At 68.7% G+C, this 13,649-nt stretch carries 13 protein-coding genes; 7 read left to right on the top strand and 6 right to left on the bottom strand.

Annotation, left to right across the window (positions count from 1 at the left end):
* Positions 1 to 925, top strand: a 925-nt coding sequence (locus D7Y15_RS38080) for a TIGR02266 family protein (RefSeq protein ID WP_121755635.1), incomplete at its 5' end; no start/stop codon positions are given.
* A gap of 4 nt (positions 926 to 929) precedes the next feature.
* Here D7Y15_RS38080 and D7Y15_RS38075 read toward each other — a convergent pair.
* Both D7Y15_RS38075 and D7Y15_RS38070 read right to left on the bottom strand, forming a co-directional pair.
* Positions 930 to 1,652: an immunity 52 family protein gene (locus D7Y15_RS38075; protein ID WP_121755633.1), complete on the bottom strand. Its 723-nt coding sequence runs from the start codon at positions 1,650 to 1,652 to the stop codon at positions 930 to 932.
* 14 nt (positions 1,653 to 1,666) lie between these two features.
* Complete coding sequence (locus tag D7Y15_RS38070) at positions 1,667 to 2,674, bottom strand: restriction endonuclease fold toxin 5 domain-containing protein (protein WP_121755632.1); 1,008 nt, start codon at positions 2,672 to 2,674, stop codon at positions 1,667 to 1,669.
* Between the two features lie 128 nt (positions 2,675 to 2,802).
* On the opposite strand from D7Y15_RS38070, the gene D7Y15_RS38065 reads away from it, so the two are divergent.
* On the top strand, positions 2,803 to 4,254 hold the full coding sequence (locus D7Y15_RS38065; RefSeq protein ID WP_121755631.1) for a metallophosphoesterase: 1,452 nt from the start codon (positions 2,803 to 2,805) through the stop codon (positions 4,252 to 4,254).
* A gap of 76 nt (positions 4,255 to 4,330) precedes the next feature.
* On the opposite strand, the gene D7Y15_RS38060 is transcribed toward D7Y15_RS38065, so the two are convergent.
* Entirely contained in the window at positions 4,331 to 5,404 is a 1,074-nt protein-coding gene (locus D7Y15_RS38060; protein ID WP_121755630.1) for a hypothetical protein, read from the bottom strand.
* Between the two features lie 154 nt (positions 5,405 to 5,558).
* On the opposite strand from D7Y15_RS38060, the gene D7Y15_RS38055 reads away from it, so the two are divergent.
* From D7Y15_RS38055 to D7Y15_RS44435, 3 genes are all read left to right on the top strand, one after another.
* On the top strand, positions 5,559 to 5,927 hold the full coding sequence (locus D7Y15_RS38055; protein WP_233605248.1) for a hypothetical protein: 369 nt from the start codon (positions 5,559 to 5,561) through the stop codon (positions 5,925 to 5,927).
* 112 nt (positions 5,928 to 6,039) lie between these two features.
* Complete coding sequence (locus tag D7Y15_RS38050; protein ID WP_121755629.1) at positions 6,040 to 6,750, top strand: ATP-binding protein; 711 nt, start codon at positions 6,040 to 6,042, stop codon at positions 6,748 to 6,750.
* 98 nt (positions 6,751 to 6,848) lie between these two features.
* Positions 6,849 to 7,031 (top strand): Fic family protein, encoded by a 183-nt coding sequence (locus D7Y15_RS44435; RefSeq protein ID WP_126936209.1) that lies wholly within the window; start codon positions 6,849 to 6,851, stop codon positions 7,029 to 7,031.
* Between the two features lie 10 nt (positions 7,032 to 7,041).
* On the opposite strand, the gene D7Y15_RS38040 is transcribed toward D7Y15_RS44435, so the two are convergent.
* Positions 7,042 to 8,733 (bottom strand): hypothetical protein, encoded by a 1,692-nt coding sequence (locus tag D7Y15_RS38040; RefSeq protein WP_121755628.1) that lies wholly within the window; start codon positions 8,731 to 8,733, stop codon positions 7,042 to 7,044.
* On the bottom strand, positions 8,694 to 9,584 hold the full coding sequence (locus D7Y15_RS38035; RefSeq protein ID WP_121755627.1) for a hypothetical protein: 891 nt from the start codon (positions 9,582 to 9,584) through the stop codon (positions 8,694 to 8,696). Before D7Y15_RS38035 ends, D7Y15_RS38040 begins: the two co-directional genes overlap by 40 nt.
* 302 nt (positions 9,585 to 9,886) lie before the next feature.
* Between D7Y15_RS38035 and D7Y15_RS38030 the strand changes: the two genes are divergently transcribed.
* Both D7Y15_RS38030 and D7Y15_RS38025 read left to right on the top strand, forming a co-directional pair.
* Positions 9,887 to 10,321: a cupin domain-containing protein gene (locus tag D7Y15_RS38030; protein ID WP_121755626.1), complete on the top strand. Its 435-nt coding sequence runs from the start codon at positions 9,887 to 9,889 to the stop codon at positions 10,319 to 10,321.
* Positions 10,322 to 10,491: 170 nt separating this feature from the next.
* Entirely contained in the window at positions 10,492 to 11,391 is a 900-nt protein-coding gene (locus tag D7Y15_RS38025) for an MBL fold metallo-hydrolase (protein WP_120581600.1), read from the top strand.
* Between the two features lie 6 nt (positions 11,392 to 11,397).
* On the opposite strand, the gene D7Y15_RS38020 is transcribed toward D7Y15_RS38025, so the two are convergent.
* Positions 11,398 to 13,649: ATP-binding protein (locus D7Y15_RS38020; RefSeq protein WP_121755634.1), on the bottom strand; the 2,252-nt coding region annotated here is incomplete at its 5' end.

Genomic DNA, 13,649 nt, shown 5'->3' with positions numbered 1-13,649 from the left:
GTCCCCCACCCCCTCCCGGGAAGCCGATCTGGCGCGCGCCGAAGCCGACATGGCCCGGCTGGAAGCGCAGCTCGCCGAACAGGTAGCCCGCTCCACCGCGGATGCCGCCGCGTTGACCGACCGGCTCACCCGCATGCGCCAGGCCCTCGCCCGGCCGGAGCATGCCGGGGACTCGCGCTTGTCCCAGTGGGCCATGCGCCTGGAGGACACCGAATCCCCCGAGCCGTCCCCGGAGCTTACGCGGCTGCGTGAGAAGGCCCTGGACGCGCGGGAGGCCGCGCTGGACACGCGCCGCCAGGCCGGGCTGGACCTCCAGTCCGCGCTGCGCGTGCAGCAGGAGGACGCCGCCCGGGTAGACAAGGCGCTGTCGTCCGCCGAGTCCGACCTGAAGCGGGTGGAGGACGCCACCCGGGCCCGAGAGGAGGCCGAGCAGAAGGCCCGCCGCGCGGCGGAGGCGGAGACCCAGAAGGTCGTCCCGCCCCCGGCCCTGCGGCCGTCCCCGGAGAAGCCGTCCACGGAGGCGCCGACGCGCGCGGAGCGGCTTCCGGCGCGCGCGCCCGTGGCCGTCACTCCGGCGAAGAGCGACGCGCGCAAGGCGGGCCGGGTGCGGATGCACACGACCATCGACACGCGCAGTGATTCCAACTTCTTCACCGGCTTCTCGATGGACATCAGCGAGGGCGGCATCTTCATCGCCACGGTGGAGGCGGTGCCGCGCGGAACGCCTGTGGAGCTGGACTTCACGCTGCCGGGGGGCCGGCCTCTGACGGTGAACGGCGTGGTGCGCTGGGCGCGCGACGGCAACGACCGCACCCCGGACCTGATGCCTGGAGTGGGTGTGCAGTTCACCACGCTGCCGTCGGAGGTGGCGCACGCCATCTCGTCGTTCGTGGCGACGCGCGACCCGATGTTCTACCCGGACTGAGGGCTCAGGTGCCCCAGGGGCGCAGGGGCGTGAGCAGCCCCGCGTCCTGGAGGCGCGCCTGGACGTCCGCGGCCAGGGCGACGTGGGCCGGATTGGAGACGGTGAACTTCTCCTGAGTGAGGGTGATGAGCGTGCCCCGGTTGGGGATGTGCTCCACCTGGACGGGCGCGGGCAGTGGGGGCACGGGGCCTCGGAAGTCGGCGAAGTACATGACCCAGCCGACGAAGGTGCCGGGCGATGAAAATTGATCGACCTTGAGCTGCTCCAGATGCGCATGGGAGGTCGCGATTCCGGTCTCCGGCTCCCACGCCAGAACCATGGCCCGTATCACACCGGCGAGGACGGGCGCGGTCAGCACGCGCTCCCCGACACTGCCCCGACTGCCGGTGTTGAGGACGCAGACGGAGCATGAATGGATGGAAGCACTCCCGCAGTTGCCGTGAACGCTCGAAGTTTCTTCTTCGTTCTCTCCCGCCCAGAGCCAGAAGCTGGAGCTGCCCATGAAACGATGGGCTTTGCTCATCATGAGCTTCGCGAGTGTTTCTTCATCCGTATGGACCTGGCGCTTCCGGGCCTTCTCGAAATTGGCCGCCGTCTGGTGCCAGCGGTTCCACGTGGACTCCAAAGGGCCCAGCTGCTGGATGAAGGATGCAAGACGCTGAGCACAGGATTCGACCGGCTCTGAACGCGCCAGCCAATAGCAGCCTGCGTAGTACGTCTCGGACATGGTTCCAGGATTCCTTATTGGAGGGGGGCGATGTGGACGACTTCTATCCTGCGCCCGGTGCTGAGGAAGGCCTGTTTGAGGAAGGTGGCAAATCGCTCCTCCGCGACAATCCAGCGAATGCGTCTTCCCTGCGCCATGGCCAATTGGCGATCCGCCTGAACCAGCATCTTTCGGAAGCCCTTGAAGAAGTCCTTCATCTCCATGTTGTCCTTGATGAATTTCTCATAGCCCTGGCCCTTGGCCTCCAGCAGCAGATCCTCCACCAGGTCATAGCCGTCGAAGTCGACCTCATCGTCTCCGACCTTGAGCCGGTACGCGGAGCCCTTTGGTGCCCCAGTCACCTGGGCCTGGTAGTCGCGGGCGCGGTCGGACATCGACTCGTTCACCTGCACCCACTTGCCCGGGCCACCTGCGCTGCTACTCGAAGGCGGAGGGCCCATGGCGGCCATGGCCACCGCCGTGGACGCGAGCGTCACCTCCACCACGCCGTCCACCACCGCCACCGCGCTCACATCCAGCACGCGCGCCGGGTTGAAGCCCGCCTGTGTCGAGCCCAGCCGCACCGCGTCCGGGAAACGCGGCATCCACGCGAGCGCGGACGACAGCCCCATCGTCACTCCGTGACTCACCAGCATCGTCACCGCGAGCGTCAGCCGGTCCAACTCACCGAAACCCGCGCCGTCCTCCAGCAAGGACAAACAATCTCCCGGAGCCTCATGCGCCCGGCACCACCGTCCGTACCCGTCCCGCAGCATGAACCCGAACCCCAGGTCCAACTGCGCTCCCTTCTTCGCGACCGCGCGCACCACCCTCGGTGACCGAACCGTCAGCGGCACCTCCAGCACCAGCCGCGCCAGCGCCTCCTCGAACTCCCGAGCGCTGACCGGCACCCGCCGGTCCCACGTCTCCGGGGCGTAGGTCCACGTTCCCCGCTCCGTGCGCAACCGCACCGTGGGCCCGCTGGCGCAGCCCGTGAGCAGCACGACCAACAGCCCCCACACCCCGGCCTTGCGCGCATTCATCCGATCCTGCCCCTGTGGCACTCGCGACACTCCTCGACAGGTGCCTTCTCCGGCCCCTCCACCAATGCTATGCGCATCCCAGCAATTCATTTTTAACTTGAACATCTTGACTTCACCGGGAGCACATCTTGAAGCCTTCTTCCCTCCTCGCTGCCCTGGCCCTGACCGGCGTGCTGTCCGCCTGCGGTCCTGGCGAGGCGCCTGAACCCCAGCAGATGCCCGCGTCGGACCTGGGCAGCACCACGGCGGCGCTGGATTGCGCCGCGTTCAGCGGCCCCGTGTATCACCGGGTACGTCCGTCCTCGGGCGACAGCCTCCTCACCCTCAATGCGAACGAGGCCGCCAACGCGGCCACCACCTACGGCTACACCGACGACCGGGGCACGCCCTTCAAGGCCGCGAAGTCCTCCGGCACCGGCCTGTCCCCCGTCTACCGGCTCTACAGCCCCAGCCGGGGTGAACACATCGTCACCATCGACGCCACCGAGCGCTCGAACCTCATCGCCTCCGGCTTCACCACCGACGAGGGCGTGGGTTTCTATGCGTCCAAGACGGCGGACGCGTGCCTCGTGCCCGTCTACCGCTTCGACAACCCGGGCCTGAAGAAACACCGCCACGCCGTCACCCAGGCGGAGCGCGACGCGCTCACCACCGCGGGCTGGACCAACGAGGGCATCCAGTTCTACGCCGCGCCCACCACGGTGGACACGAAGTTCACCTTCGTCGTCATCCCCGACACGCAGCAGGAGACGGTCTACGCCCCCACCCGGCTCACCCAGCGCATGCAGTGGATCGCCGACAACAAGACGGCCCAGGACATCCGCTTCGTGCTGCACACCGGCGACCTGATGGACTGGGACACGCCCGACCACCTCCACTACCAGCGCGCCAGTGATTCCTACCAGGTGCTCGACACCGCCCAGATTCCCTACGCCATCGCCCTGGGCAACCACGACACGGCGGCCGTGTGCCAGGGCGGCAGCGCATGCCCCGGCAACGTCAACGCCAACCTGCGCAACACCGCCACCTTCAACACCTACTTCCCGCTGTCCCGCTTCAAGGCCCTGGGCGGTGTGTTCGAGTCCGGCAAGTGCGACAACGCCTACCACACGTTCAACGCGGGCGGCCTGAACTGGCTGGTGTTGAACCTGGAGCTGTGGGCTCGCACGAACGCCGTGAACTGGGCGAAGACCGTGCTGGCCCAGTTCCCCCAGCACAACGTCATCATCATCACCCACTCACACCTGAACGGCAGCGGCGGCATCGAGCAGTCAAACGGTGGCTACGGCAACAACAGCCCCCAGTACGTGTTCGACAACCTCATCAAGCAGTACGCCAACGTGCGCTTCGTCTTCTCCGGCCACGTGGGCAACGCCGCCTACCGCACCGACACCGGCGTGAACGGCAACACCATCTACCAGATGCTCAACACGTTCCACGATGGCACCACGAACCCGACGCGGCTCGTGGAGGTCGACACCGCGGCCAACACCATCAGCACGCGCGTCTACGCGCCGCTGACGAACACGGAGCGCGCGGACGGCGCGAAGGCCTACAGCAACGTGAGCTGGGTGCGCTGAACGGACGCCCCGGATGAAACACACGGGCCCGCTTCCCACTTGAGGAAGCGGGCTCCGTCATCGGACGCCTCCTGGCTCACGGCTGGTTGGGACTGCCGATGTTCTGGAAGGGATTGAACGTGTAGGTCGTGGAGAACTGCGACGACGGGCTGAAGTAGTACGCGGCCAGCTTCGCCGGGTCCTTGGCGATCTCCCCTCGCAGGATGGGGCCGTCGTTCTGGTCGTCCCAGCCCCAGGGCGCGTTCGCGGAGTTGGTGCCGCAGTTGCCCGCCACCAGCCCGCAGCCGCCGCTGGTGTCGCCCCGGAACGTGCCGTCGGAGGAGAACAGCGTGGTCAGGTCGCGGCGCGTCCAGAAGCCGTCGGTGGGACTGAAGCTGTCGAGCAGCTTGTAGCGCACGTCCGAGTCCGTGGCGGACGACGGCTGCTCCGCCAGCGTGAGCGACGGGTAGTACTTCACGCCGTCTCCGACGATGTCGTAGTACGGCCACGCCTTGAGGCCGTGGCCCTTGGCCTCCTGCGCGGTGATGGGGTGGAGCTCGCCCTCGAAGGAGGCCATGGACAGCGTACCGTCGATGGACTCCGACCCCGACCCGAGCGGACTGCCGGACGGCACGAACGAGTAGAAGTCCTTGTGCGCCACCGTCACCGCGCCCACGAGCGCGCCGTACTCGCTGCCGTCGCGCTTCACGATGAGCAGCACGCCCTCGCCGTCGTTCTCGTGCTCGGTGTCGAAGATGGAGTCGGACCAGTCGCGCGGGTGGAAGAACGTGTAGAGCAGGTACCAGTGCGTGGAGGTCTCCACCACGGACTGGTAGGCGTGCGCGGTGAGGGCTCGCGAGCCGGTGTTGTCCCAGTTGTTCGTCCCGCTCCAGTCCCCATCGAAGTCCACGCGGGTGATGAAGTCGGACTTGCCACTCAGCGAATGCGAGCCCGTGACGTCCACGTCCTGGTAGTGGATGGGCGCCCACCGCTTCGTCAGCGCCGCCCTCGCCGCGGACGAACCCACGCCGTTCAACAGCGCCTGCCGGCCCTGCGCGAACAGCTCCTCTTCTTCCAGCACGCCCTCACCGCAGGCGGAGAGCCACATCAACGCCGTGGTGACGGCCGTGAACTTCAGGACAGAGGGAAGACGGCGCAGCGATGACCGCATGGGGGAACCGGCCTTTCCTTGAGGGGAAGGCGCTCATCAGACATCACCGCGAAATCTTTGTGAAAGAAGTTTTGCTTGAACTTCCTGTCAAACCCGAGTCGCCTTGCGGGTGACCGTTCCGTCCGTGGGGCGGTTATTTCCAGGAAGGTGCTCCGTGATGAACATCCGTTCGTGGCTGGAGCTGCGCTCGAACATGAAGGAGAACTTCGACGACATCTGTGGAGACACGTTCTGCGAGGGCGACTACAGCAACATCCAGTCGCTGCGCTTCCAGTGTTCCGTCAACAGCGGGACGGGTGTCATTGGCCAGTGCGTCTGGGTGTTCGCCGCGAGCAACGAGGAACTCAACCCGTCCACGGGTGGATTCTCCGTGCAGACGCAGACCTGGACCTGCCAGAGCCCGCTGGCCAGCGGCACCACGATGGCCTCGCTGCTGACGGCGCTCTCCGGGACCTCGCCCCTCTACGCCACGCTGCCCGGCACCAGCACGACGATCTACGACGGCCTGGTGGACTGCCTGTAGTCGACGGACGCCGGCGCACGGCGACACACCGTCTCCGCGCGTGAACGCAGGGTCCCGGTCCGTACGCCGCACGCGCGAGTGAGGCGTCGGCCCGGAGTGAACAGCGTCGAATATGGCGGGCCCGGTGGGGCGGGGCCTGCCCGAGCTGCTCGACCGCCTTGGCATACGTCACAAGGGCAGGCTCCTGCGCGCGGCGGTCGTGCTCTTTGGCAAGACGTTCCTTCCCCATCATCCCCAGTGCGAGCTGCGGATGGCCCGGTTTCGAGGCACCGACAAGACCGAGTTCCTTGACCAACGCAACGTGCGCGGACCGGCCTTCCGGCTGCTCGAGGAAGCCGAGCTGTTCTGCCAGCGGCATTTCCCGTTGGCTGGCCGCATCGAATCGGGCCGCCTGCAGCGTGTCGACCGTCCGCTCATCCCGCCAGATGCGATGCGCGAACTCCTGGTCAACGCCTTCATCCACCGGGACTACAGCATCGCGGGTGGCGCGGTATCGCTCGCCATCTTCGACGACCGCGTGGAGATATGGAGCGCGGGGCGATACCCGATAGGCATCACGCCTGAATCGCTCACACGTCCGCATCTGTCGGTGCAGCGCAATCCCATCATCGCGGAGGTCTTCTACCGTGCCGGACTCATCGAGAAATGGGGCCGGGGCACGAACCGCGTCGCCGAGATGTGCCGTGCCGCCGGACTCTCCGCCCCGGAGTTCGCCGAGGTCACGGGCGCCGTGGTCGTCACGCTGCGGGTGAATGTGGGACAGACCCTGGCCGCGGATTGGGGGGTGCTCCGGACGGATTGGGGGGTGCTCCGGACGAATTGAGGGAGGTCGCTGTCCGAAAGGAAATCGACGCGAAGGCGCGTGAGATCATCGAAAAACTAGGTCCCCGACCCAGAAAGGCAGCCCTGCGCGAGGCCATCATGGCGCTTACCTCGCTTCGGCCCTGGCTCCCTGCGGAGCTTGCCTATGAGCTGCATTACAACCCGGACAAGCTGACGGAGCGGCACCTCAAGGCCATGGTCGAAGAGGGTCTCCTCGAACGGACCCATCCCGATAACCCCAAGCATCCCGCTCAGGCCTACCGGACCACGCGCAGGGGCTGAACCATGGCCGTCAGAAGCTCAGCGTGCCCAGCAACTCGAAGGTGTTGCGATACACGTGCACCGGCTCCACGACGATGCCCTGCAGCCCGTTGTCGCCAGTCAGGTCCTTCACGCCCAATTCGTGGCGCGACAGGATGTAGCCCGCGCGCAGGCCTCCATCCACGCCGTGCAGTCCTGGAATGAAGTCCTTCACCAGGATGACGTCCACCCCCGCTCCCAGGTGCAGCGTGTTGGGCCACAGGTTGCGGAAGAAGCCCGGCCGGCGCACCCAATACGAGTTCGGGTTCGCCATCCCCTGCCCGTTGATGCTGCCGTCCTCCAACCGGTACCACGTCAGCCCGTAGCCCACCTTCGCGTAGGGCTGGAAGCCGTCTCGCAGGAAGTTGTAGCGGAGGCTCCCCGCGTACTCCCACATGTCGAGCTTCGTCCTCAGCTGGAAGACAGACACCCCGTCCGATAGCGGCACATCCAATCCCAGCGTGCTGCGCGAATGGAACAGCGTGTCCTCCGACGTGAACTTGTCCCCCAGGTAGAAGCTCACCTTGAGCATCGCCGACACCGCGGGGCGCACCACCGGCCGGACCAGGTCCGGGTCGTTGATGTTGCCGGCGATGGCCGGATCCAACGCCGTGAGCTGCCCGTACCATTCGCCCAGCTGCCGGTCGTTGAGCAGCAGCCCCGTGAAGTCGTCTCCAAGCAACTGCACGCCCACGCCCGCCTCCACCGTGAAGCGACGGCGCGGCAGCCGTTCCTGCGGCGTGTAGACGGGCTGGTGGTTCTCCACCACCGCTCGCACCGGCAACCCCACCACCCGGTAGAGGAAGTCGAGCGGCGGCAGCGTGATGAGCAACGCCACCGGCGCGTTGAGGAACCCCAGGTTGTTGTAGAAGTCGTCCTGGACGTCCAGCGGGAAGAACCACGGCAGCTCGCTCGGCACGTACAAATCGAACCCCGCGCTGGGCGCCGGGCGGTTCCATCCCTCGTTGAAGGCCGGCCCCACGATGGACAGGTTGCCCATGTCCGAGTGCGCCACCAGCCCCGACAGCGGTGACCTCGCCATGGGGAAGCCCCAGCGCAGGGGCAGGATGAGCCAGGACCACTCGCGCCGCACCTGCCCGTCCACCAGCGCCAGGTCGTAGACGCGCTCCCAGTCCGGCACCAGGTCGATGCGCGACGCCAGGTCGTAGCGCACCACCTCCTCCGGCAGCGGCTTGTCCGGGTGGGTGAGGTACTCCTGGTGGTCGAAGAATTGCCGCACCGCCTCCGTGGAGCCCGCGGGGCCGATGTTCTTGAAGACGCCCGGCACCGGGTACGTGGCGTGTGACTCCCGCGCGTGCGGTCCTGGACAGGCCAGCAGCTGCTCCAATCCCTTGGAGTCCGCGCCAATGTAACCAATGGGGTGCGTGTTGATGACCGTCTCCGCCTCGTCCGCCCAGACGTAGCGGCGCACGCGCGCGAGGAGCTTCTTCTCCCCGGGCCGGTCCTCTCCCCGGGCGTCCAGCTGCGCCTGCCATTGCTCGCGGGGCAGGTAGGCATTGGGGCGGGCGAAGTCGAACACCATGCTGTTGTGGTGGAAGAAGTACTCGATGCGCTTCATCACCAGCGGGTCCGCGCCGTCCGCGGTCCAGTCCCCCTGGAGGATGCGTCGCAGCTCCGCTTCCGTCAGCGTGCGCCCCACCGCCGAGCGCGGAGAGACGGCCACCGCGATGTGCTCCCAGTCCCCTCGTGATTGTTGCCGCCCGCGTTGAAGGGATAGAAGAACCAGTACTGGATGAGCAGCTCGTAGCCGGGCGGCCCCTTCTGCGTGCCCTTCACCGCATGGATGAACGGATGCGCGTACACCTTCTCCGTGCCCAGGTAGCGGCGCGCGGGCTGGCCGTCCACCGCACCCTTGTACGCCGCCATCCACGTCTTCGGGTCGTAGCCGGGGAAGTCGAAATACATCACCGTGAAGGGCGCGCGCTCCGCGTCCACCGCGCCCTGCCGCAGCCGGGGAATGGTGGGGTGGTCCGGATGGAACTCGCGCAGCAGGCCCACCAGCCGGCAGTCGTCCCGCGCGTCCTGGCCGGCGGACTCCGTGCGCAGCGTCACTTCCGGCGCGCCGTCCTCCGGACAGGGCCGGCCCAGGCTGGAGAAGTTGATGGAGTCACTGCGCATCAACACCGCGCCAGACTTCGCCAGGTCCCAGGTGTCCAGGTTGAGCAACAACCCCCCGGGCTGGTCCCGGAACACCTTGTGGTCGGAGGGAAAGGTGTAGGTGTTCTTCACCATGAACGGCGCGAAGCGGACCGCCAGGGATTGGAGGACCTGATGGCGCGTGTCATCCACGCCGTCGCGCGGGGATTCGTCCCGCCAGGCCGGGTCGTTCGGGTCGCCGTAGAGCGACAGGGCGACACTCGCCTCCGTCTGTCTCACGATGCGCGGATACGAAAGCGGCACGTAGCGGAAGTATTCCTCGCGCGTGGGCGGTCCGTCCGCGTGGGCCATGGCCGCCACGAGGAGCACGAACGGCGACAGGGCCCGTGCCGCACGGACCGGAACGATGTGGCGCATATGGAAAGCGTCCCCGGAAGCCCCGCGTCGGGACGCGCGGAGCCAGGGACGCTAGGGGGCAGCGGCTCCGGACCCCGTCGCCCCCCGGGGCCGCCCGTTCGTCACTGCACGGTGAAATCTCCGGCAGTGGACACCCGGGGTCCGGCATGCCGGCGGAGCAATCCCTATCTTACCGGCGCCATCCGTCGGATACCGGACCGGCCCCCGTGGCAGGGGGTGAAACACAGGCCCTGTTTCTGGCAGAAAGAAAGACAACCCATGAGGGGGTGGGACTGCGTCCCCCCTGAAGGAGTCCCTGTCGCATGAGCACGATTCTCCGGACCCCACCCCTCGCCGGTGGCCGTCCCCCTCGCTGGGATTCTCGCCGCCGTGCCCCGCCTGCCTCCGCGTCCCTTCCCCCCGTGGAGAAGGTGAACCTGGCCCACGCCTCCACCGACCTGCCGGCGCCTGGCATTGCCCGGCCCGTGGGCATGCTCCACGGCCAGCCCGTGCACCTGGTGCGGCTGACGGGAACCGGCCCCTGGTGCCGGCACGCCACCGGCGACGCCCTGTTCTTCGTCACCCGGGGAACCCTGCGGGTGGAGTTGCGCGAGCGCACCGTGGAGCTGGAAGAAGGCGAGCTGCTCATCATCCCCCGCGGCATCGAGCACCGTCCGGTCGCTGACGCGGAGGCGCTGGTGCTGATGTCGGCTCCATCGCTCGAAAGGGAAGCGGCCGGGCAGTCTTCCGCCCCCTGAGTGGCGTTTTGACGCCCCCCGGGCGGGCGAGCCCTTGTCCTGTGCGGGCGCGGTGATTCCTCCCACGGAGCCCACGGCGCACTTTTGCCCTGAACGAACGGAAGGGGGCTTCCCGCGTCGGTCCACCCGCCGCCGGACAGCCGCCGCCTTTGATTGGGAGCGGAGCCGCCATGCGCATCCACCACCTGAACTGCACCACGATGTGCCCGCCCGGCCGGCGGCTCATGGATGGGCGGCGCGGCTTCACCGGCCCGGCGGCGCTCACCTGCCACTGTCTGGCGTTGGAGACGCCACGCGGCCTGGTGCTGGTGGACACCGGCTACGGCCTCAATGACGTGTACGCGCCTCGCGTGCGGCTCAACGGCCTGTTCCGGGACGTGCTCTGCCGCCCCGCCCTGGCGGAGGAGTCCACCGCCATCCGCCAACTGGAACGCATGGGTTTCCAGGCCAGCGACGTGCGCGACATCGTCCTCACGCACCTGGACTTCGACCATGCGGGCGGCCTGGATGACTTCCCCCACGCGCGCGTGCACGTGCTGGCGGACGAGTACCGCGTGGCCACCGCGCAGAAGACCTGGCTGGACCGCGCGCGCTTCCGCCCGATGCAGTGGTCCAAGGAGACGCGCTGGGAGACCTACGTCCCCCACCGGGGTGAAGGCTGGTTCGGCTTCGACTGCGTGCGCGAGCTCACCGGACTGCCGCCGGAGATCCTGCTGGTGCCGCTCGTGGGCCACACGCTGGGACACGCGGGCGTGGCCATCGACACCGGGGAGGGGTGGCTGCTGCACGCGGGCGACGCTTATTTCTACCATGGCGAGATGGACCTGGACCGCTACCGGTGCACCGCCGGCCTGCGCGCCTACCAGAAGCTGATGCAGAAGGACGGGTGGATGCGCTGGTACAACCTGCGCCGGCTGCGCGAGCTGGTGCAGCGCCACGGCGAACAGGTGACGGTGTTCTGCGCGCACGACTCGCTGGAATTCGAGCGGCTGGAGGAGCGCGAGAAGCTGCCCGCGGACTTCCCCATCCAGCCCGGCCTCGTCGCCCCCGTGCCCTCGCTGCACCTCTAGCGGGCGTCACGGGTGGAGCGGAGGCGACTCCGCCACCGACGTCTCCTCCATCAGCCGGGGCACGCGCGGCAGGTCCACCGTGAAGGTGGCGCCTTGCCCCGGCACGCTCTCCAGGCGGATGACTCCGCCGTGCGCCTCCACCAGCTGGCGGGCGATGTAGAGCCCCAGTCCGTAGCCGGCCTTCGTCCGCGCGGCGCGCTCCCGCTCGAAGCGCTCGAAGACGCGGCGCTGGGCCTCCGGCGCGATGCCCACGCCCTCGTCGCGCACCCTCAGCCGGGAGTGGTCCGCGTCCAGCGCCGACACCGACACCGTCACCGGGTGGCCCCGGCCGAACTTCAGCGCGTTGGACAAGAGATTGGTCACCACCCGGTCCAGTCGGATGCGGTCCCACTGCCCCACCTGCCCGTCCTCCACCTCCAGCCGCAGGTCGCAGCCCGCCTCCACGGCGGCATCCGCGAAGCGCTCCACCACCTCGCGCGCCAGCTCCCCCAGGTCCATGGGCGCCGCGTCCAGCAGCCGCTTGCCGGAGGACAGCCGCGACAGGTCCAGCAGGTTGTGGAGCAGCTGTCCCAGCCGCTGGGCCTGACCGCGCGCCACCACCAATCCCTGCCGCACGTCCTCGTCACGGCCCGCCGCCTGCGAGCGCTGCACCTTGCTGAGCAGCAATTGCAGCGCCTGCAAGGGATTGCCCAGGTCGTGCGCGGTGACGGCGATGAGGTCCACCGCCTCGCGCGCCTCGCGCAGGAGCCGCGTGTTCTCCAGGGCCAGCGCCGCGCGGCCCGCCAGCTCCTCCACCAGCACCTGGTCCGCCTGCGTGAAGCGGCGGTGGCCCCGGGCCGTCAGCAGCACGAAGGCGCCCAGCGTCTCGCTGCCCGCGCGCAGGGGCACCACCATGGAGGAGCCGATGGCGATGCGCTCGATGAGCAGCCGGTGGTCGTCGGTCTCCGCGGAGGCCGCCAGGTCGTCCACTTCCACCTCCACGTCCATCCGTGAGCGCCCGGTGCGCATCACCTCCCAGACGACCGGAGGCATGCCCAAGCGGGGCGGAAACCGCCGCAGGGCCTCCCACAGGCTCTCCTCGCGTTCGGGCTGCACGTGCGTCACCGCCCGGGGCCGCAGTTCGCCCGCGGGCGTGAGCAGATAGAGGATGCAGCCGTCCGCCACCTCGGGCACCAGCAGCCGCGCCACCTCCGCCGCCGTCAGGTCGGGGTCCAGGGACTGGTGGAAGACGCGGCCGGCCTCCGCCAGCAACTCCTGCACCCGCTCCTGGCGCCGCTGCTCGGTGATGTCGCGCGTCACCACGGAGAAGCCCTGGGGATGGCCGTCCTCGTCGCGCAGCGCGGTGATGGACACCTCCGCCCAGAAGCGCGAGCCGTCCTTGCGCTGCCGCCAGCCCTCCGTGTGCAGCCGCCCCTCCTGGAGGGCCCGGGACAGTTCCCGCTCCGGCTTGCCCGCCGCCGCATCCTCGGACGTGTAGAAGACGGACTTGGGGCGGCCCAATATCTCCGCCTCGCTCCAGCCCTTGATGCGCTCCGCACCCGGGTTCCAGCTGGCCACCCGCCCGCGCGCGTCCAGCAGCACCAGGGCGTAGTCGCGCACGCCCTCCACCAGCGCCTGGAAGCGGTGCGCGCTGGCTGCCGCCTCGCGCCGGAGCGGGTGGAGCCGGCGGTGGAGCACCCACGCCAGCACCCCCGCCACCGTCAGCCCCAGCAGGCAGGCAAGGAGCAGCAGCGCCGTCTCCCACCGGTCCACCCGCACCGAGGTCCGGTTCTCCACGGCCAGCCGCTCCTGCACCTTGCGCTCCAGCTGGGCCTGCGCCTCGCGCACATGTCCATGGGCCCGCGCGAGCCGCTCGCGCGCCTGCTTCTGCTCCTGGGGCGTCTGGGCGCCCACGAGCGCGCGCAGCGCCGCTTCGTGCTCCTGCTCCGCGGCGCGCACCTCCCACACCAACGCCTCGTCCTCGGGAGTGTCCAGCCGCGCGGACAGCCGCTCCGCGGTGCCCAGGAAGCGCCGCCGTGCCTGCGCCGTGTCCCGGGGGAGCGACTGCCCGCCCGCCAGCAGCGCGCTGTTGGCCAGGGACACCTTGTCGCTGAAGGCCCGCCCCAGCAGCCCCACCTCCTGCAGGTCCAGCGAGCGCTCCATTACCCGCGACTGCACGGAGGCGCGCATCAGCAGGAGCGCCACCACGGACAGGACCAGCAGGACGAGCGCCACCACGAGGCTCGCCCCGAGCCCCCACCCCTCCTCCTGTCGCGCGC

It is taken from the genome of Corallococcus sp. AB030 (genome assembly GCF_003668965.1).
Classification (GTDB): domain Bacteria; phylum Myxococcota; class Myxococcia; order Myxococcales; family Myxococcaceae; genus Corallococcus; species Corallococcus exiguus.
The sequence above is the reverse complement of the archived record's forward strand: the minus strand, read 5'-3'. Positions and strand labels throughout refer to the sequence as shown.